The sequence below is a fragment of the Glaciimonas sp. GNP009 genome (genome assembly GCF_054343755.1).
The window spans coordinates 2,470,701-2,492,282 of the sequence record NZ_JBTGUV010000004.1 but is presented as its reverse complement, the minus strand read 5'-3'; the positions used below and the strand labels follow the sequence as shown (position 1 = coordinate 2,492,282).

The window sequence follows — 21,582 nt, the reverse complement described above, 5'->3', positions numbered from 1 at the left end:
GCGAAAATGAATGGCTGACTATAAATCCATTATTTGGATGTAAACAGAATGAATAGGCGGATGTAATGTGCAAGTTTAATACGCACTTTGTCGAAAGCGCCTAAAATTACCGCGCAATATGCCATCCGGCACATTCGTTTTTATCCGCTCTGCGGGTCTGGTATCAAAAATTATGGTTGGCATTCTCCTATTAACGCATTCGCCGCTTGGTCAGGCCTTCGTTTCTGCCGTGTCGCATGTTTTCCGTCAGGTGCCGGAACGGTTCGAGGCAATTGATGTCATCGCGGATCAAAATCCGGCCGATGTTAAATTATTGGCGAAACAAGCCGTGGACCGTTTGGACGATGGATCTGGCGTGCTGGTGATTACCGATGTGATGGGCGGTACGCCATCAAACTGCACGTTGCCATTATGCAGTGGCGCGCAAACTCAGGTAATTGCAGGAATCAGTTTGCCGATGCTGTTGCGCGCACTCACCTATCGTAATGACACACTCGATGTGGTGGCAGAGATGGCGCTTGCTGGCGGCCAGGGTGGCGCTGTGCGGGTCGACAATCGGGTTCGCGTTTCACAATAAGCCGCAATAAGTCGCAATAAGTTATTTAGTGTCTGGATCAACATACCGGGCTTAAAAGCGATAACTTGCCGACCACGCAAGCCGCACTTTACGTTATGTCCTTGCATTTGAGAGATTGCTATTTTGTTGCCACATTTCTTACCGCCTCTATGTAATATGTATCCAATATTTACTCCTTGCTATTCGCCAACAATGAAAAATTAGCCGGGTGCGCTGTCGGGTATTAACAAAACAAAGATAAAGAACCCCATGATTCAAAAAAATATCGAAATCGTCAACAAATTAGGTCTTCATGCCCGTGCGTCGGCCAAATTCACCCAACTTGCCAGCAAGTTCAAATGTGAAGTCTGGATTTCGCGCAACAATCGCCGTGTCAATGCGAAGTCAATCATGGGCGTCATGATGCTGGCAGCAGGAAAAGGCAGCACCGTGTTATTGGAAGCCGAAGGTTCAGACGAAAAAGAATGTTTTGATGCACTCAATCAGCTCATCGAAGATAAGTTTGGCGAGGGCGAATAATCTGCTGCAAAAAAAGAAACCACAGCGAAGCGCTGAGGTCATAGCAGTACCGTAAAGCGAGATAGAAAAACTAAGACTAACGCAAATTTACGCCGCTTTGGCAATTTTAGAATAGTCCGCAAGTGTTCAACAAAGCGTCTGCCATCATTGCCTTGCGCAATTGCCGACGCCTTGAGGGACACTGCTACAGACTGTTCCATCATTTTGAGACACCCATTCACTGCGGGCTGAACAGATGGCATCTTTTTCCTTACATGGTATTCCGGTTTCGCGCGGTATTGCGATAGGTCGGGCGCATTTGCTGGCGCCAACAGCGATGGACGTCAAACACTATTTAGTGTCTGAAACCCAAGTTGAAGCCGAGGTACAGCGCCTCGAAAACGCCGTCGCTACCGTCCGCAAAGAGCTACAAACCATCCGTAGTGAGTTACCCAAAGAGTCACCCGCCGAATTAGGCGCTTTTATCGATGTCCATTTGCTGATTCTGGCCGACGCGATGTTGGCGGAAATTCCATTAGAGATTATTCGCCAGCGCCAGTACAACGCCGAATGGGCGCTGGTCACGCAAATTGACGAAGTCTCAGCACAATTCGATGAGATCGAAGACCCTTATTTACGTGAGCGTAAAACCGACATTCAGCAAGTCGGCGAGCGGATATTAAAAATATTGATGGGAACAGCGACAACGCTGCCGGAACTTGAGGTCGACGTCGACGGTGCCTCTTCCCCCAACATCATAGTTGTCGCCCACGATATTTCTCCAGCTGATATGTTGCAGTTCCGCAACCGTGCCTTCGCTGGTTTTATCACAGATCAGGGCGGCCAAAACTCGCACACATCAATCGTGGCACGCAGTCTGGATATCCCTGCCGCGGTCGGTATGGGCCACGCCTCGTTGCTGATCAAGCAGGACGACTGGATCATCATTGATGGCTTGGCCGGTGTGGTCATCGTTGATCCATCTCCACTGATATTGCAACGATTTCGTGAGCAACAAGCCCAACAAATCAAAGCCCGAAAAAAACTCGGCAAACTCAAAAAAACCCGCGCAGTCACGCTAGACGGAGTTGAGATTACGCTGTTGGCGAACATTGAACTGCCCGACGATTGTGCGCCGGCGATGGAATCTGGCGCGAATGGTGTAGGTTTGTTTCGCTCTGAATTTTTGTTTATGGGCCGCATTGGCATCAAGCAACAACTTCCCACAGAAGACGAGCAATTTGCGTCCTACAAACAGGCGGTAGTTGCCATGAAGGGCCGACCCGTCACCATCCGCACGCTTGACGTGGGTGCAGACAAACCGCTCGATACGAGCGAGCAGACCGCGCTCAATCCCGCGCTTGGGCGACGCGCGATTCGTTATTGCCTTGCTGAGCCACAATTATTTTTGACGCAGTTACGCGCTATTTTGCGCGCCTCCGCCTTCGGCACAGTCAAGTTACTCATACCCATGCTGGCGCACGTGTTTGAAATTGATCAGACTTTATTAATGATTGCGCAAGCCAAGCAGCAACTACGCGATGAAAAGATCAAGTTTGATGAAGATATCAAGATCGGTGCCATGATCGAAATCCCGGCCGCCGCTTTGGCGCTGCCGATGTTTATCAAGCGCATGGACTTTCTATCGATCGGTACCAATGATCTGATTCAATACACGCTGGCGATTGATCGCGTCGATCACGAGGTATCACACCTTTATAATCCCCTCCATCCAGCAGTATTGTTCTTGCTATCGAGCGTCATCGCGATGGGACGCAAAGCCGAAATTCCGGTCTCCGTATGCGGCGAGATGGCTGGCGATATCAAATACACACGTTTACTACTCGGTATGGGATTACTGGAATTTTCGATGGACCCAATCCACTTATTGGCAGTAAAGCAAGAAATTCTAAATAGCGATCTCGAAATGTTAACCGCGCAAACTAAGAAAATTCTGCGCACCACCGAACCCAGCGCGATTGCCACGGCAATCAATCAAATGCGCAGCGCGTAGGGGACGATTACCCATCTATGGGTGGCGAATAGTGAGGAGGCTACGGCCTGCCGGTTGCTTTGGATATCGGTCTACCAAACTTGCTATTTGCCGCCCACCTGTTTGGTCCCGTTTTATTTGCAGCAACGTGAACACTTTCTCAACAGTGACGTTATGCTCGAAATTTTATAACTTTCCCCGAAAAATCTTCACTTTTTGGAGGAATTCCCCTCTTCTATCGAGAAATCCACACTTTTTGTAGGTATCTCGTCCATTTCTTTCCTGTCCAGCGCCTGACGAATACGCCCTTGATGCAATTGAACGCCTGATCCGCAACGTCAGAATACTGTTTACTACGGTTCGAGAAGAGCGAATTTTTGTTTGAACTGAATCATCGGGGTCAGCAGAAAAGTTTTTCACAGAAACGCTACTTTCCAAATTTAAACAGGACCATTACTACTTTAGGCTAACAAGTAGCCTCTAAAACTTGCGCGTTCGTCCAAAATGCCAGATACTAAAAAGGTCCCTGACAAAGAGGGGAACGGGCTTCGAATCCTGAAATATCCAAAACGCACAAACGGCGCAATACCGTTTTTTTTCGCGTGAATATTTTATTGCTCCTTCGAACACCACCCGAAAAGTTGACAATGTCTGCAAACACTCCAACCCGCACCCTCCGCACTATCGAAATCCTCGATACTCTTACGTTATTACATAGCCGCACTTCTGCAATCCTTGCAGCCCTGTCGATGGCGTTTGACAGCCAGCAAGACCGACTTCCCAAACCTACCGTGCAAGAAGTATTAGAAGCGACGAACGCTCTGGTAGAGAAAGCACAAGAGCAAGTTCGGGCGCTGGAAGCGCACTTACCTAGTTAGAATCGCATTGTGAGATGGCCTCTAACGAGGCTGCCAACGCGCTTCAAAAGGCAACATTACACCTTTGGACCAACAAGTCAGGCGCAGCATTTGACGCCAGCCCCTGACTTGGTTATTCTTAGTACCGTTGCTACGTTAAATAGCAACAAACAGCGCCGATTTGAACGGTTAACTACCTCAGCTTGCGGGCGCGTGACATTTCCAAAAGGAATGTCGAATAAATACGGCTAAAGCGAGCTTGCATTGCAAGCCCCCTTGATTTAGCCCGATGAGCGCAAGCTTTCGGGCTTTTTTATTGTTTAATCAGGAGGAGACATCAGGCGCTGGCACGGCCATGAGAGCACAATGCCGCTGGGGCAATTTTGCGTCCGTCTTCCTTATAAACTATAACCCCAGTCATCGATAACGTTGCGACACCACACCATGTCTTCAGGAATAGTCTCACCGCAATCCATGCACTTTGCGACACCGCTCACATTGCAAAGCGGTGCGTCATTGTCTAATTACACCCTCGTCTATGAAACGTATGGAACGCTCAATGCTGACAAATCCAACGCCGTATTGGTTTGCCATGCGTTGAATGCCTCCCATCACGTCGCTGGCAAATATGCCGATGACGAGAAAAACGTCGGTTGGTGGGACAATATGGTGGGTCCCGGAAAGTCAGTCGATACCGACAAATTCTTCGTCATGGGTGTCAATAACCTCGGCTCATGCTTTGGCTCTACGGGGCCAATGCATATCGATGCAACAACAGGCAAACCGTACGGCGCCAATTTCCCTGTGGTCACGGTTGAAGACTGGGTGCAAGCGCAAGCGCGCCTGGCCGATGCACTTGGCATTACGCAGTTTGCTGCCGTGATGGGCGGGTCGTTGGGCGGCATGCAAGCGCTGGCGTGGAGTTTGCTGTATCCAACGCGCTTGCTGCATTGCGTGGTGATTGCGTCGACACCGAAGCTATCGGCGCAAAATATCGCCTTCAATGATGTCGCACGGCAAGCTATTTTGACTGACCCAGATTTTCATGGCGGCGATTTCTACGCCCATGGCGTGGTACCGAAGAACGGCTTGCGGGTGGCGCGCATGATTGGGCACATCACGTATTTGTCAGACGATGACATGGCAGAAAAGTTTGGCCGGGATCTGCGCTCGGGTAGCTATCAGTTCGGATTTGGTATCGATTTCGAGATTGAATCGTATTTGCGTTATCAGGGTGACAAATTCTCTGAATACTTCGATGCGAATACCTATTTACTCATTACCAAGGCGCTGGATTATTTTGATCCCGCGGCAGAATGCGGCGGCGATTTAACCGTCGCGCTGGAAAAAACCCGTGCAGAATTTCTCGTGGTGTCGTTCATGACCGATTGGCGCTTCTCGCCACAACGGAGCCGCGACATCGTTCAGGCCTTGGTGAACAACCGCCGACGCGTGAGCTACGCAGAAATTGATGCACCGCACGGTCATGACGCTTTTTTGCTGGAGGACGCCCGCTATCAAAATGTGGTGCGTGAATATTACAACCGCATTTGGAAAGCGATCAATCAAGGCGGTGCCATCACTAACGTAGTGCGCCCAGACGCCAATGAGATAGCACAAAATAGCGCCGGAGAAAAACATGAACTTTGAACAACTAAGTGATCTACGGCCCGATCTTGCCTTCATCGCCCATTGGGTCCCCAAACAATCTCAGGTGCTGGATTTGGGTTGCGGCGATGGGGTAATGCTGGATTACTTGCAAACTGACAAGCAATGCGCCGGTTATGGCGTTGAAATCGACGATAGCAAAATTCCTCCCTGTGTATCGCGCGGTGTATCGGTCATTCAGCAGGATTTAGAAACGGGGTTAGCCTTATTTGCCGATAACGCGTTCGATACTGTCTTGTGCCTTTCAGCGTTGCAAATGATGAAAAACGTCGAGGGTGTTTTACGTGATATTGCACGCGTTGGCCGCGAAGCAATTGTATCGTTCCCCAATTTTGCCTATTGGCCACATCGCATGGCGCTGCTGCGCGGTCGTATGCCGGTGTCCAAATTGTTGCCTTATGAATGGTACGACACGCCCAATTTACGTTGTGCAACCATCAAAGATTTTGAAGAATTGGCGAACGAAGTGGGACTTGAAGTGCTCGAATGTGTAGCATTGCACGATGGCAATCCTGTATCATTTTTACCAAACTGGCGCGGTAGTTTAGCGGTATTTCGCTTTCGCAAAAAATAGGCAACGGACTTGCGCAAAATCGCCCCACCTGCATAAGTCCCATTATTCATTTTGATTACTAACGCCCGGTTATGGGCGCATTAATGACTTCAACCTCACAACCCTGGCATCACTATCTGAACCGACGCATGTTGATCTGCGTTTTTCTCGGCTTCACTTCTGGCTTACCGCTTTTTATATTACTGAGTTTGTTGCAAGCCTGGCTTGCAAAATCCGGATTGAACGTCAAAGCACTCGGGTTATTCGCGTTAGTCATGTTTCCTTATACGTGGAAATTTTTATGGTCGCCACTAATGGACCGCTTCCACTTTGGTCGCATGGGCCGCCGGCGCGGCTGGATGGCGCTGACGCAAGTGGCGCTGTTTATCGCTATCGGCGTCATGGGAATGTTCGACCCGATCAACCAGTTGTCCGAAATAGCGGCGATGGCGTCGCTGGTGGCGTTCTTGTCGGCCAGTCAGGACATCGTAATTGATGCCTATCGACGTGAAATTCTGCCCGATAGCGAGCAAGGTCTGGGCAGTGCGATCCACGTTAATGCCTATAAAGTTGCGGGAATGGTGCCAGGCGCGCTGTCGTTGGTCCTCGCCGATATCCTGCCGTGGCATCAGGTATTCTGGATTACAGCCGGATTTATGTTGCCTGGATTAATATGCACATTGCTCATTAAAGAACCAAAAGTATACGGCGACCCACCGAAGAATATTCGTGCTGCCGTACTGTTGCCGTTTCAAGAATTTGTTTCCCGTAATGGTTGGCAAAGTGCGCTGTGGGTACTTGGTTTTATTTTTCTTTATAAACTTGGCGATAGTATGGCAACGGCGCTGGCGACCAAATTTTATATTGATCTCGGCTTTACGATGACGCAGATCGGCGCGATTTCCAAAACAACCAGTCTTTGGTCGAGTGTTGCGGGTGGCATTATCGGCGGCATCTGGATGGTCAAAATTGGCATCAATCGTGCGCTATGGATTTTTGGTGTGGTGCAAGCGGTGACGATTCTCGGCTTTGCATGGCTGGCGAATGTCGGTGCGGAACCGTTTGTACTGGCCATCGTGATCGGTGCGGAGGCTTTCGGTGTAGGACTCGGGACAGCCGCCTTCGTCGCCTACATTGCTCGCACGACAGACCCGCGTTACACCGCGACGCAATTTGCTCTATTCACAAGTCTGGCAGCTGTTCCGCGCACGTTTATCAATTCTTCGGTCGGTTACATCATTGCCGAAACTGGCTGGTTTAACTTTTTTATTCTATGCTTCGTATTGGCTTTGCCCGGCATGTTGTTGCTACCAAAGGTCGCGCCGTGGAACGAAAAACGCATAAACGCATAGAAAATTCGCTGTTGTCTGTAACCTCTATTTACATAAATTCTCGGTTGCGTTCGAGAAAAACATATAGAATCAAAAGTGTGGATTCCTGTTCTGTTAAATACCGCGCCAATTCAGATGCATTCAACTGCATTTAGCGGGCTCTAAACAGACTCATACACATGGTGAGAAATCCTACGTAGTAGCAATTGTTTGTTCAGTTCGTTTTTCGCAACATCGTTGATGCGGGGGTGATATGGATATTTACAGCAGCTTTGCGAGTCGGTTCGACAAGACCAGAGAAGAAGAGTTTTCACTTGAAGAGTATCTGACGCTTTGTAAGAACAACCCCACCGTGTATGCGACGGCGGGTGAACGCATGCTGATGGCAATCGGTGAACCCGAAAAAATCGACACGCGTCAGGACCAATTGTTGTCGCGGATTTTTGCCAACAAAGTCATCAAAGTCTATCCGGCCTTTAAAGAATTTTATGGCGCCGAAGAAGTGATCGAGCAAGTCGTCGCTTATTTCCGTCATGCGTCTCAAGGTCTCGAAGAGAAAAAACAAATTCTGTATTTGCTGGGTCCCGTTGGGGGCGGCAAATCGTCTATCGCAGAACGTCTGAAACAATTAATGGAGCATGTACCGTTTTACTCCATTAAAGGTTCGCCGGTGAACGAATCGCCACTGGGTTTGTTCGACTATGACGAAGACGGCGGAATTCTAGAAGAACAATACGGCATTCCACGTCGGTACATCAAGTCCATCCTAAGTCCGTGGGCAGTAAAACGTCTGCACGAATATAACGGTGATATCCGTAAATTCCGGGTGGTCAAACGTTTCCCTAACGTTCTGCGTCAAATCGCCATTTCAAAAACGGAGCCAGGCGACGAAAACAATCAGGATATTTCTACCCTGGTCGGCAAAGTCGATATTCGCAAACTGGAACAATACTCACAAGATGATGCCGATGCTTATAGCTACTCTGGCGGATTATGCTTATCGAATCAGGGTTTGCTCGAATTCGTCGAAATGTTTAAGGCGCCGATAAAAGTTTTACATCCGTTGCTAACCGCCACGCAGGAAGGTAACTTTAAAGGAACCGAAGGATTTGGTGCGATCCCGTTTGACGGCATTATTCTGGCGCACTCAAACGAATCTGAGTGGAAAGCCTTCCGCAACAATAAGAATAATGAAGCGCTGCTGGATCGTATTTACATCGTCAAAGTGCCTTACTGCTTGCGTGTTTCAGAAGAAATTAAGATTTACGAAAAGTTGATTCGTACCTCTTCACTTGGCAAAGCGGTATGTGCGCCAGGAACATTAAAAATGATGGCGCAGTTTTCGATTCTGACGCGTCTTGCTGAGCCCGAGAACTCAAATATTTTTTCTAAAATGCAGGTCTACGATGGCGACAATCTGAAGGACAGCGATCCGAAGGCCAAGTCGTTTCAGGAGTACCGCGACTATGCCGGTGTTGATGAAGGAATGACCGGCGTTTCTACCCGTTTTGCTTTCAAGATATTGTCGCGAGTGTTCAATTTTGATTCGGCTGAAATCGCTGCTAATCCTGTCCATCTTATGTACGTGCTGGAACAGCAAATTGAGCGCGAGCAGTTCTCTCAGGAGCTTGAGCAAAAATATCTTTCTTACGTCAAGGACACGCTCGCATCACGTTACGCCGAGTTCATTGGCAAAGAAATCCAGACCGCTTATCTGGAGTCGTATTCTGAGTACGGACAAAACGTGTTTGATCGTTATGTCACGTACGCGGATTTCTGGATTCAGGATCAGGAGTTCCGTGATCATGACACCGGCGAAAGCTTTGACAGGGCTGCACTGAACGCCGAACTGGAGAAAATTGAAAAGCCAGCCGGCATCAGTAATCCAAAGGATTTCCGTAACGAGATTGTTAATTTTGTTCTGCGGGCCAGAGTCTCGAACGGTGGCAAGAATCCACTTTGGACCAGTTATGAAAAACTGCGTGTCGTCATCGAGAAAAAGATGTTCTCGAATACGGAGGATCTGCTTCCCGTCATTTCATTTAATGCGAAAGGCTCAGCTGACGAGATGCGCAAGCATGAAGATTTTGTCAATCGCATGGTGACTAAAGGTTATACCCCCAAGCAGGTAAGGCTTCTCTGCGAATGGTATCTGCGGGTACGTAAATCGTCATAAACTTTTTTTACCGTCTGCTGATAAGACCTGAATGGGAGCTAAATGGTGCGAAGAACGCGGAATGGCCTTAAACAGTTGAGGAACCGCTGAGGATTCGGAGCGCCGTTTAGCCCCACATCATGTCAGAGCATGGACGGTAGAAAGATAGACGACCCTATCTGCGGTGGTGGTGTGAACTGTAACTGCACAGGGCTGCTTTTGTAAGTCTGGTATCGGTTAAGGGATTAAGCGATACCGGTGGCAGCTCCCAGATACATTCCGATCAGGAGACTGTACCGTGTTACATCAGATAATTGACCGTAGGTTGGCTGGAAAAAACAAGGGCATCGCGAACCGCGAGCGCTTCTTGCGTCGCTATCGCGACGATATTCGACGTTCGGTAACAGAAGCGGTACGTGACCGCGGTATCACAGAAATCGAAAAATCCAAGAGTATTACCATTCCCCGTAAAGATATTTCCGAACCGGTCTTTCGACACGGATCAGGTGGCATGCGTGAGGTAGTTCATCCCGGCAATCAGGATTATCTTCAAGGTGACCGGATTGCGCGCCCGGACGGCGGCTCGGGTCGCGGCGGTGGTAGCGAAGCAAGTGATCAGGGCGAGGGCCAGGATGACTTCGTTTTTGAATTGTCGCGTGAAGAGTTCATGCAATATTTCTTCGAAGACCTGGAGCTGCCGCGTCTGATTAAAACCAATCTGATGACAGCACCGACCTGGAAAAATATGCGGGCCGGTTACTCTACTGACGGCTCTCCCAACAATATCGATATTGTCAGATCGCTACGTAGTTCGCTGGGACGACGCATTGCGCTAGGTTCGCCGCTAGTGGCGCGACTACGCGAGCTTGAGCTATTGATGGAAGCGCTGAAGGATGATACAGAAGACCGTGGCGAAGAAATCAAGCGTCTGGCTGATGACATTCATCATCTGAAGGGGCGCATCTGGCGTATCCCGTTTATCGATCCTTTCGACTTGCGCTATGTCAACCGCGTCCGTCAGCCGCAACCGTCAAGTCAGGCGGTGATGTTTTGCGTCATGGACGTGTCAGGATCAATGGACGAGCAACGCAAAGATCTCGCTAAACGCTTTTTTATTTTGCTGTATCTGTTTCTCACGCGTAACTATGAACACATCGAAGTGGTCTTTATTCGCCATCACACGCGCGCCGATGAAGTCGATGAAGACACCTTTTTCCACTCGCAGGAAAGCGGCGGTACGGTCGTATCGAGCGCGCTTGAGCTGATGTCTAAAATCATCGATGACCGTTATCCACCGGGTGACTGGAACATTTATGGCGCGCAGGCGTCAGACGGTGATAACTGGAATGATGACTCACCAAAATGTCGCAAAATTCTTGAACAAAAAATATTGCCACGTTCGCGTTATTTTGCTTACATTCAGGTAGTTCCTGAAGAGCAAAATTTGTGGATGGAATACGCGCAAATAGTGCCGGATTATCGCCAGTTCGTGCAAAAGAAGGTTCAGCACGCGAGCGATATTTATCCGGTATTTCGTGAACTGTTTGAAAAACAGGTGAACGTATGAATGCACGTGCTGATATCAACAAGCGCAAATCGCCGTTACCTTGCCCATCCGACTGGACTTTTGAGTTAATCGAGCAATATAACGTCGAAATCGCGCGCGTCGCAGCAGCGTATAAGCTCGATATTTATCCCATTCAACTTGAGATAATTACTGCCGAGCAAATGATGGATGCCTACGCGTCATCGGGGATGCCGGTGAATTATCGCCATTGGTCATTCGGCAAGCATTTCCTATCGACAGAGCGCGGCTATAAACGTGGGCAAATGGGTCTGGCCTACGAAATCGTGATCAATTCGAATCCTTGTATCGCTTATCTGATGGAAGAAAATACCCTGACGATGCAAGCGCTGGTGGTAGCGCATGCCGCGTATGGCCATAATTCGTTCTTCAAGGGCAACTATTTATTCCAGCTGTGGACAGATGCAAACGCCATTATCGATTATCTGGTGTACGCCCGTAATTACATCGCAGAATGCGAAGAACGCCATGGATTTGATCGCGTTGAAGAATTGCTGGATTCTTGTCATGCACTGATGCATTACGGCGTCGATCGCTACAAGCGTCCGCAGCATTTGTCTTTGCTGAAAGAACGCGAGCAAGCCAGAGAGCGTGAGGAATACAACCAGTCACAAGTGAATGCGTTGTGGCGGACTTTGCCAACCAAAAAAGAAGAAGCCACCGCGCAGGATGAAAACCGTTTTCCTCCAGAACCGCAGGAAAACTTGCTGTATTTTGCCGAAAAGAATGCCCCGCTATTAGAACCATGGGAACGTGAGGTTATTCGTATCGTGCGTAAAGTCGCGCAATACTTCTATCCGCAACGGCAAACCCAGGTGATGAACGAAGGATGGGCGACATTTTGGCATTACACCCTCCTCAATACGCTCTACGATGAAGGTCATCTGACCGACGGTTTTATGATGGAGTTTTTGCATTCGCATACTAGCGTCGTGTATCAACCACCTATAACGAAATCGTATTACAACGGGATCAATCCCTACGCACTCGGGTTTTCAATGATGTGCGATATTCGTCGCATCTGCGAACATCCAACCGATGAAGATCGCGAATGGTTTCCACAGTTAGCAGGAACGCCATGGCTTGAGGCGCTCCATTACGCGATGCGCAACTTTAAGGACGAAAGTTTTATCGCCCAGTATCTATCGCCCAAATTGATCCGCGATATGCATTTGTTTTCGGTGCAAGATGATGAAAACCGGAGTGAATTGGAAGTGACCGCGATCCATAACGAGTCGGGCTATCAGTACGTCCGTGAAACGCTATCACGCCAATACGATATCAATCATCGTGAACCGAATATTCAGGTGTGGTCGGTTAATACCCGCGGTGACCGGAGCCTGACTTTGCGTCACTTCCGCAGTGACGGCCGACCACTGGGCGAGAACACAGATGAAGTATTACGGCACATGGCGCGATTGTGGCAATTCGACGTGCATCTGGAAAGCGTGGATGACAGCGGTAACGTGCTGCGTCGCTATCAATGCGTCAGCAATAATCGCTATACGTTACGGTCTTAAGGTACGGCCTTCATTGCGAAGTGCGTCGTCCGTATAGCAATAGAACGGTGAGAGTATGAAAGCCACGCGGTGCAGGGATGCAATGCGTGGCTTTATCATTTATCAGGTTAGCGTTGATAAACGCGTTTCCCCGCCGCAAAAGTCGCCAGAATACTGCGATCATCCCCTAGCAATGCTATTGCAAACAGTAGCTCTTCAAGGCCGTCAGTATTAGCGGTGCGTCGCGCCAGCAGCGGCGTGGCATGCGGGTCCAGCACGATAAAATCCGCCTCCGCACCGGCGACAAAATTGCCGATCGTGTTTTCCAGTTGCATACTGCGCGCGCCACCCAGTGTCGCCATGTAAAACATCTGCAATGCTGGCAGAAACGTGCCGCCCATGCGTGCGACTTTGTACGCCTCATTCATGGTTTGCAGCATCGAAAAACTGGTGCCACCGCCGACATCGGTCGCTAACGATAGCGGCACGCGATGCGTATCAGCCCGTTCAAAATCGAATAAACCACTTCCCAAGAACAGGTTCGAGGTTGGACAGACCGAGATTGCCGATTGCGTTTCGGCCATTCTCCGACGATCACTATCATCTAACCAGACGCAATGCGCATACATTGAGCGTGGGCGTAGCATGCCATATTTGTCGTAGACATCCATGTAGCTGCGCGAATCTGGGAACAGTGATTTGACCCACGCCACTTCATCCGTATTTTCCGCCGCATGCGTCTGCAAATAGACGTCAGGATAGGCCGCTGCCAATTCGCCCGCCAGTTGCAATTGCGCGTCACTGGACGTGGGTGCAAAGCGTGGCGTGATGGCGTACATCTGACGCCCGCGGTTGTGCCATTTTTTGAGCAGGTCTTCACTTTCACGGATACCGCGTTCGGCAGTGTCTTGCAGAAAATCGGGGCAATGTCGGTCCATCAAGACTTTGCCGGCGACCATCCGCAGGTTGCGCGCTTCGCTTTCCGCAAAAAAAGCCTCGACGGACTCTGGATGCACGGTGCAATACACCATCGCGGTTGTGGTCCCGCAACGTAGTAACTGATCCAGAAAAAAATCTGCCACGTTGCGCGCATGCACCGGATCGCTGAACTTGCGCTCGGTCGGAAAAGTATATTTTTCCAACCAAGGCAGCAAACCCGGCGATGGCGACGCGATCATATCGGTCTGCGGATAATGAACGTGTGTATCAATGAAACCCGGCATGATGATCTTGCCGCGATAGTCGTGGATTTCTTGACCGTCTGGCAGCGATCCTTTTAAATACTGATAATCCCCAGCCGCGACCACCTGTCCGCCTTTGATCAACAACAGGCCATCTTCATACCAGCAAGTCGCATCGGCTTGATGCGCGGGGTCTGCAGGATCCGCAGTAAAGTGCAACACACTGGCGCGATAGGCCTGAAGCGTTGCGTGATCGGATTGCGCGGTGTTGTCGCCTGCTGCCATGAGATACATTCCTTTAGTAATCAAAATCTATTTTTTTACATCTATTCTGAGATGCGGTTTACACATGTTTCAACATCCAAGTGTTTCTGGTATCTATATACGAAAGTAACTTACCAAACCGAAGAGAATCTTAGAGAAGCGTTCCAGCGTCACTAAACATCTGCGGTGCTACTGTATTCGACACGCTGGAAACTTCGGATATAGCGGATAAAACAGGCGTGACCGGCAATGTGCGGCCGATGCTTTCCCACACCTGAAGCAGTTGTGCCGTCACTGAAGCAGCGATCACCGCTGGCTCTTTGCCAATGATTCCCGGAATGCCGATTGGACACACCATCTCGGCCAATCGCTGCGGTGGTATGCCGCGCTCTTCGAGTCGATGCTCGAACTGCATGCGCTTGGTTTTTGAACCAATCAAACCAAACCACGCCACATCGTCGCGCTGCAAAATAAGCTCCGATAAGCGTTGATCCAGCGCGTGGTTATGCGTCATCACCAAAAAGCTTGCGCCGGCCGGAGCGCTGGCGACCACGGCTTCGGGAATGTCAGTGGCTTCTATCGTGACATTGGCAGGCTGAAGATCGGGAAACATTTCTTCCCTTTCATCGATCCAGGTTATCCGACAAGGCAAATCGGCCAACGCGCGAACGATGGCTGCGCCGACATGGCCTGCGCCAAATAGAAATAATTGTGGCCGCGGCGCAAGGCAACCATCCAGTAACCAGCGCTGACCTGCGCTATCGCGTATCAGCATTGCGCCATCTATCAAGGCCGGTAACCGCGGCAACATACCAGGACCGTGCAGGCGCCGACCATCTACATCGCAGAGACTAGGCGCGGCTGCGCTATTCACGCTTTCCGTGCCGTCGACGCGATCCAAGGCAACTAAACGCCAGCTGTCCTCGGCTTTGCGCAGGCGTAATTGTAGATAATTAAAATATTCCGCGGCATTGGCATCGACGCGTTCAAACGCCAAATGCACCACACCGCCGCAACATTGGCCAAGCGACGGCCCCAACGAAAATCGTTGCAAGCGCCGCTCACCGGCTCCGCTAAAAGCGTCCGATTCGGCATCCAAAAGCATCTGATGCGCGATGTCGATGGCACACAACTCCAGGTGACCGCCACCGATGGTGTCAAACTGCGCCAACGTCGTCACCACCATCTTTGCGCCAGGCGCGCGCGGGCCGGAACCCTCGACCTGCGCGACCGTGATCAAGATCGCTGGATTGGCCGGTGTCGGCTGCTTCATCAGCGTGATCAATGCATTTAACCAAAGTGTCATGGCGGTTTACCTTTTTTGAAGATCATGTGCAGTGATCGACGTTTGCATCAATTTTCGATTTACAGCGCTTTAGCTGGCTTTGCAACTAGCGCCATTTCAAGCACCAGCGGCCATCGCTTCAACCGCCGTAATCGCATTCAAGATTGCTTCACTGGTCGCTGGCGCATTTAACGGCGGGTTGTAGCGATGATCAACGACGCTGGCAACGGCGTCACGGATCGCAAAAAACACCGAGAAAGGCAACAATAATGGCGGTTCACCAACAGCTTTGGAGCGATGAATACTGTCTTCTACGTTGCGATTCTTGAACAAGCGCACGCGGAAGTCTTGCGGACAATCGGATATGGCCGGAATTTTGTAAGTCGATGGCGCGTGCGTCATTAACTTACCATCCTTGTTCCACCACAATTCTTCGGTGGTTAGCCAACCCATCCCCTGAATGAACGCCCCCTCAACTTGCCCTATATCCAGTGCGGGATTGAGCGATTCACCCGCGTCGTAAAGAGCATCTGCGCGCAACAGTCTCCACTCGCCAGTAAGCGTATCGACCACCACTTCGGAGACCGAAGCACCGTAGGCAAAATAAGAAAATGGATGACCGGTCATGGTCTTGGAATCCCAATACAAACCCGGCGTGGCATAAAATCCGTCGGACCATAACTGCACTCGCGCCATATACGCTTTTTGCACCAGATCAGCGAAAGTAATGCTGTGTTCGCCCATTTGTATCAGACCCGCGGCAAAGGTCACCGCCGTCACATCGCCCGCATATAAGGTGATGAAGAATTCGGCCAGACGCTGACGTATTTTGTGCGCTGCATTTTGTGCTGCTTTACCGTTCAAATCAGCGCCAGTGGAGGCTGCGGTGGCGGACGTATTGGCAATCTTGCTAGTATCAGTTGCCGTGACGCGCACTAAAGCCAAAGGAATACCCAGCGCGTGCGCGACAACCTGCGCAACTTTGGTGTTAACGCCTTGCCCCATTTCGGTGCCGCCATGGTTGACCAGCACAGAGCCGTCGGTGTAGACATGCACTAGCGCACCGGCCTGATTCAAGTGGGTGACGTTAAAGGCGATACCGAATTTGACTGGCGTGAGCGCGAGGCCTTTTTTGAGCACCAGACTGTTGGCGTTAAAAGTATCGATAGCTGCACGGCGCTGGCGATAGTCACTGGTACTTTCCAGCTCTTCAACCAGTTCATGGATGACGTTGTCGACGACTATTTGACCGTACTGCGTCACATTGCGGCCTTCTTGCTCATTACGACCATAGAAATTATGTTTGCGAATATCCAACGCATCACGGCCAAGATTACGCGCAATCTCGTCGAGTATGTATTCAATCGCAATTGCACCTTGCGGTCCGCCAAAGCCCCGGAACGCCGTATTCGACTGGGTATTGGTTTTGCCGCACATAGCGCTGATGTCTACGTCTGACAAATAATAGGCATTGTCAAAATGGCAGACCGCGCGCGTGGCAACCGGTGCCGACAAATCGGCTGAATAACCCGCCCGACTGACCATCTGTACCCGCGCGCCAACTATGCGTCCGCCGTCGTCATAACCGACCTCATACTCATAATGAAAGCAATGCCGCTTGCCAGTCACCATCATGTCATCGTCACGATCAGCCCGCAGTTTGACAGGACGCTTTAATTTATGCGCAGATATTGCTGCAACCGCTGCCCATAAAGCCGATTGCGATTCCTTGCCGCCAAATCCGCCGCCCATACGACGACATTCAACCACCACATTGTGCGCGTGCAAACCCAGCGCGTGCGCTACAACGTGCTGCATTTCGGACGGATGCTGGGTCGAGCATTGAACCAACATGCCGTTACCTTCTTTCGGAATCGCATACGAGATCTGACCTTCCAGATAGAATTGCTCCTGACCGCCGACCAGCAACTCGCCGCTTAATTTATGCGGCGCATTGGCAAACGCCGACTCAACATTGCCGCGTGCCAGATGCATCGGCGGCAACACATACGACTTTGCCGCATGCGCTGCCTGCGGCGTCAAAATCGCTGGCAGTTCATCATAATCGACCACCGCTTTGCGCACTGCACGGCGGGCGTTGTCGTGGCTGTCGGCGACGACCACAAATATTGGTTGTCCGACATATTGGACCAGACCATCGGCAAGAATTGGATCATCATGAATGATCGGACCGCAATCATTGGTACCAGGAATATCGCCGGCAACGTAGACCGCGACCACGCCTGTGGCGCTACGGACCGCTTCCAGATTGATCGAACGAATCCGCGCATGCGCCTTTTGAGACATCCCGAGCGCGGCGTGCAACGTGCCTTGCGCTTCGGGTATGTCGTCGGTATAGGTAGCTTCGCCCAGTACATGGAGAACCGCCGATTCGTGCGGATGTGACTGGCCGACTTCCGCCCAGGTAGTCTTATCGGCGGGTGCGCCACTATCAGTTTTTAAAAAAGCGTCAGTTTGGGTATTCATAATCTTTCTTCCTTATGCCGAATGGCGCTTAATGTCAGGCAGCGCACGCAACGCTGGCAAACGCATTAACCTGGTCCGGCCGTAACGGCGCGTCAATACGGGTTTCTAACCAGAAGCGACGTAATAGATTCTGCGCTGTTTTCATCCGATAGGTGCTGGATGCGCGCATGTCTGATAAAGGTGCAAAATCTTCTGCCAATAAGGCCATGGCCGATTGCAAACGCGTTTCGTCCCAAGGCTGCCCTATTAGCGATGCTTCGGCTTTGGCGGCGCGTTTCGGTGTCGCCGCCATGCCTCCAAAAGCGATACGGATCGCACCAATGTTGTCGCCGTCCATCACCACAGAAAACGCGGCACATACCGCAGAAATATCCTGATCAAACCGCTTCGCCAGTTTGTAAGTGCGGAACTGCGTAGCGCCATTTGGAAGCGGCACCCTGACCGATTCAACGAACTCATCGGGTTGCATGTCTTTTTTCATGTAATCCAGATAGAGCGACTCCAATGGCATCACGCGTTGACCGGTCGGTCCGCGTAACACCACTTCCGCACCGAGTGCGATCAACCATGGTGGAGAATCGCCAATCGGGGAGCCATTCGCGACATTGCCACCGAGTGTGCCAGCATTCCGAATCGGTAACGAAGCAAATCGTTGCCACATCTCACGCAATTCCGGGTAATGCGTGCTGAGCGCTGAATACGCATCGTTAAGTGTGACGCCTGCGCCGATGTGAAGTTGACCGTCTTTGATGACGACGGTGGCGAGTTCTTTGACTTGCCCCAAAAAGATGATGTCGCCCAGGTCGCGCATTTGTTTGGTGACCCATAAACCAACGTCGGTCGATCCCGCCAGCATGCGCGCCGCTGGATGCATGGCGCGGATGTCGACCAATTGTTGTAAGGTGCGCGGCGCGTAAAAATGTTGTCCTTCGTAACTATAGGTAAACAGTTCGTCGCGCTGTAGTAGCTGCAACGATGCCTGCAATCTGTCGCGGTCGAAATTGACCAGCGGCAACTCGCCCATTCGGTGCGCCGCATCAATAATCGGACGATAACCCGTACAGCGGCATAGATTTCCGGACAATGCCAGATCGATATCCTGGCGCTGCAAAGGCTGCCATTGGATGGATTGCTGGGATTGCAAGCATTGGCTAGTTGGCGCAGCAGATGTCGCGGGCGATGACGAAAGCGCGTGCACGCCTTCGTTTTTGAGATATAAATCCCACAACGACATGACGAAGCCGGGCGTACAAAAGCCGCACTGCGAGCCATGGCATTCAACCATTGCTTGTTGTACCGGATGCAACGCGCCATCCTGTTGTTTCAAATCCTCGACTGTAAACAAGGCTTTGCCATCCAGCGTTGGCAAAAATTGAATACAGGAATTCACTGATTTCATCTGGACGCCATCAGCGCCGATTTCACCGATCAACACAGTGCAGGCACCACAATCGCCCTCGGCGCAACCCTCCTTGGTTCCGGTGCAATGCAGATCTTCGCGCAGATGCTGGAGAATGGTACGGGTTGGTGCGGCGCGGTCGACCGTGTGCACCTCGCCACGATAAAAAAACCGAATTGGGCTGCTGGCTGCGCCGGATGGTGCGGTGGTTTGGATGGCAGTAGACAAGAAAGACTCCAATATGATTTATTTATACACTATAGATTAGCAGTCGCGCACGTTGACGAGTGCGCTATACCGATGATGTCGACTATTTGCAGAATGAAATATCGATACGGTTTTTGATGCTGGCTGGTTGATACCGGTCTTGTATCTACTTTTTATCGACCCAAAACTTTTCAATTATTACTATGCGTCATCTTTCACCATCATTAACTACGATGATTCAGCATAGATCACCTTCATTATAGTAATCATTTAGTACCATAAATATTAACAATTGCTATGCGCTGACGTGTGCCGTTTTGCCCTGCAATTGCAATTAGAAATAACAATATTCCTAATTGGACGTTTATCTTTTACTTGCATCCATAATAAGTAAAATCAGGCGAGCGCAGTTATCATCTATTTTATATACCTATTATTCGCAAGGAAGCATCCTCCAGCCCGCAATCTGGAACACATTACGTTGCCCGAACGCTGCTTAATGCGCAATTAACGGGTAACCTCACAAAAACTAAAAACAGGTCAAAAGGGCAACTGTGGACGTCGACCACTGCGGCCTTACAATAATAAAGGAGACACCATGCAATTTCTCGAGAAATTTTTTAAGCTGAAGGACAATGGCACCGACGTGCGTACCGAGCTGATCGCCGGACTCACAACGTTTCTAACGATGGCCTATATCATCTTCGTCAACCCGACGATTCTGGGCGACGCCGGTATGCCAAAAGACTCCGTATTCGTGGCGACCTGTATCGCGGCCGCGGTCGGTACACTGATCATGGCGTGCTATGCCAACTATCCTATTGCGCTGGCGCCCGGAATGGGACTGAACGCCTACTTCGCCTATACCGTGGTCAAAGGAATGGGTGTACCTTGGGAAGTGGCGCTTGGTGCGGTCTTCATTTCTGGCTGCCTGTTTTTAATCATCAGTCTGGTCGGCGTCCGAGAAATCATCGTCAATGGGATTCCCCCCAGTATCCGAATAGCCATCACAGCCGGTATCGGACTATTTCTGGGACTTATTTCTCTCAAAACTGCTGGCATCGTGGTCGCCAATCCGGCCACCTTTATCTCGTTGGGTGATCTGCATCAAATCCCTGCGATTCTGGCGATTGTCGGATTTCTGATCATCGTCGTGCTCGACCGATTCCAGGTCAAGGGTGCCATATTGATCGGCATTGTGACGGTGACTATCCTGAGCTTTCTGATCGGCGGCAACAAGTTTATGGGCATATTTTCCATGCCGCCATCAGTCATGCCGACCTTGTTCAAACTCGACATCATGGGTGCGCTATCGATGGGCGTCATGAACATCGTGCTGGTATTTTTTCTGGTAGAGCTGTTTGATGCCACCGGCACCATGATCGGTGTCGCCACGCGCGCTGGTCTGGTCAAGAATGGCAAGATGGAACGCCTTAACCGTGCTTTGCTGGCAGATAGCACAGCGATTGTGGCTGGCACCTTTCTCGGCACTTCCAGCACCACCGCTTATATCGAAAGCGCGGCGGGAGTGCAAGCCGGTGGTAGGACCGGACTGACCGCACTGGCCGTGGCGATCCTATTTCTGGCGTGCCTGTTTATTGCACCATTGGCCGGAGCAGTTCCTGGATATGCGACCGCGCCAGCACTATTTTATGTCGCTTGTCTGATGCTGCGCGAAGTCACGCATCTGGATTGGGACGACAGCACTGAGAGCGTACCTGCAGTTATTACGGTATTAATGATGCCGTTCACCTACTCCATCGCCAACGGGATCGCCTTCGGCTTTATTTCCTACGCCGCATTGAAATTGTTCACCGGCCGATTTAAGGAAGTGAAACTGGTGGTGTGGATTATTGCCGCGGTCTTCTTGTTTAGATATATTCATTTGGGCGCTGAATAATAGACGCGCTAAACGCTCACGTAATAAGTGAGAGCATTAGTTGACCAACCAATAAGTTAATTAACAAGCGGCGATTTAAATATCGCATCGATTCAAGGCAGAACCAAGGGGCGTGTTGCAGAACACGCCCCTTTTACGTTCGC

General features: G+C 50.5%; 15 protein-coding genes. 11 read left to right on the top strand and 4 right to left on the bottom strand.

Translation table 11 applies throughout. The features are described from left to right. Window positions 1-172: 172 nt before the first annotated feature. The 10 genes from ACXX82_RS11805 (at window position 173) to ACXX82_RS11760 (ending at window position 12,737) form a co-directional block, all read left to right on the top strand. A complete protein-coding gene (locus tag ACXX82_RS11805) occupies window positions 173-577 on the top strand; it encodes a PTS sugar transporter subunit IIA (protein WP_322240343.1) in 405 nt (134 codons plus the stop codon). A 249-nt stretch (window positions 578-826) separates the two neighbouring features. After that, complete coding sequence (locus ACXX82_RS11800; RefSeq protein WP_322234898.1) at window positions 827-1,096, top strand: HPr family phosphocarrier protein; 270 nt, start codon at window positions 827-829, stop codon at window positions 1,094-1,096. Between the two features lie 235 nt (window positions 1,097-1,331). Continuing rightward, a complete protein-coding gene (gene ptsP / locus ACXX82_RS11795; RefSeq protein ID WP_458562975.1) occupies window positions 1,332-3,089 on the top strand; it encodes a phosphoenolpyruvate--protein phosphotransferase in 1,758 nt (585 codons plus the stop codon). Window positions 3,090-3,715: 626 nt separating this feature from the next. Continuing rightward, on the top strand, window positions 3,716-3,946 hold the full coding sequence (locus tag ACXX82_RS11790; RefSeq protein WP_458562974.1) for a hypothetical protein: 231 nt from the start codon (window positions 3,716-3,718) through the stop codon (window positions 3,944-3,946). A 423-nt stretch (window positions 3,947-4,369) separates the two neighbouring features. Next, window positions 4,370-5,575 carry a homoserine O-succinyltransferase MetX gene (gene metX, locus ACXX82_RS11785; RefSeq protein ID WP_458562973.1) on the top strand — a complete coding sequence of 402 codons (1,206 nt, stop codon included), beginning with the start codon at window positions 4,370-4,372 and terminating at the stop codon, window positions 5,573-5,575. Further along, the gene (gene metW, locus ACXX82_RS11780) at window positions 5,565-6,167 is read left to right on the top strand and encodes a methionine biosynthesis protein MetW (RefSeq protein ID WP_322234890.1); all 603 of its coding nucleotides are present in this window, start codon (window positions 5,565-5,567) and stop codon (window positions 6,165-6,167) included. The genes metX and metW overlap by 11 nt, the downstream gene beginning before the upstream one ends. A gap of 83 nt (window positions 6,168-6,250) precedes the next feature. Then, complete coding sequence (locus tag ACXX82_RS11775) at window positions 6,251-7,498, top strand: AmpG family muropeptide MFS transporter (RefSeq protein WP_322234888.1); 1,248 nt, start codon at window positions 6,251-6,253, stop codon at window positions 7,496-7,498. 232 nt (window positions 7,499-7,730) lie between these two features. After that, the gene (locus ACXX82_RS11770; protein WP_322234886.1) at window positions 7,731-9,653 is read left to right on the top strand and encodes a PrkA family serine protein kinase; all 1,923 of its coding nucleotides are present in this window, start codon (window positions 7,731-7,733) and stop codon (window positions 9,651-9,653) included. A 277-nt stretch (window positions 9,654-9,930) separates the two neighbouring features. Continuing rightward, on the top strand, window positions 9,931-11,199 hold the full coding sequence (locus tag ACXX82_RS11765) for a YeaH/YhbH family protein (protein ID WP_322234884.1): 1,269 nt from the start codon (window positions 9,931-9,933) through the stop codon (window positions 11,197-11,199). After that, the gene (locus tag ACXX82_RS11760; RefSeq protein ID WP_322234882.1) at window positions 11,196-12,737 is read left to right on the top strand and encodes a SpoVR family protein; all 1,542 of its coding nucleotides are present in this window, start codon (window positions 11,196-11,198) and stop codon (window positions 12,735-12,737) included. Before ACXX82_RS11765 ends, ACXX82_RS11760 begins: the two co-directional genes overlap by 4 nt. Window positions 12,738-12,844: 107 nt before the next feature. Here the strand turns inward: ACXX82_RS11760 and guaD are convergent, their stop codons facing one another. From guaD to xdhA, 4 genes are all read right to left on the bottom strand, one after another. Continuing rightward, complete coding sequence (gene guaD, locus ACXX82_RS11755) at window positions 12,845-14,182, bottom strand: guanine deaminase (RefSeq protein ID WP_458562972.1); 1,338 nt, start codon at window positions 14,180-14,182, stop codon at window positions 12,845-12,847. 130 nt (window positions 14,183-14,312) lie between these two features. Continuing rightward, window positions 14,313-15,467 (bottom strand): xanthine dehydrogenase accessory protein XdhC, encoded by a 1,155-nt coding sequence (gene xdhC, locus ACXX82_RS11750; protein ID WP_458562971.1) that lies wholly within the window; start codon window positions 15,465-15,467, stop codon window positions 14,313-14,315. Window positions 15,468-15,563: 96 nt separating this feature from the next. After that, the gene (gene xdhB, locus ACXX82_RS11745; protein WP_322234876.1) at window positions 15,564-17,933 is read right to left on the bottom strand and encodes a xanthine dehydrogenase molybdopterin binding subunit; all 2,370 of its coding nucleotides are present in this window, start codon (window positions 17,931-17,933) and stop codon (window positions 15,564-15,566) included. A 34-nt stretch (window positions 17,934-17,967) separates the two neighbouring features. Beyond that, on the bottom strand, window positions 17,968-19,560 hold the full coding sequence (gene xdhA, locus ACXX82_RS11740; RefSeq protein ID WP_458562970.1) for a xanthine dehydrogenase small subunit: 1,593 nt from the start codon (window positions 19,558-19,560) through the stop codon (window positions 17,968-17,970). Between the two features lie 577 nt (window positions 19,561-20,137). Between xdhA and ACXX82_RS11735 the strand changes: the two genes are divergently transcribed. Beyond that, window positions 20,138-21,439, top strand: coding sequence for an NCS2 family permease (locus ACXX82_RS11735; protein WP_458562969.1), 1,302 nt, complete (start codon window positions 20,138-20,140; stop codon window positions 21,437-21,439). The last annotated feature ends 143 nt before the right edge of the window (window positions 21,440-21,582 follow it).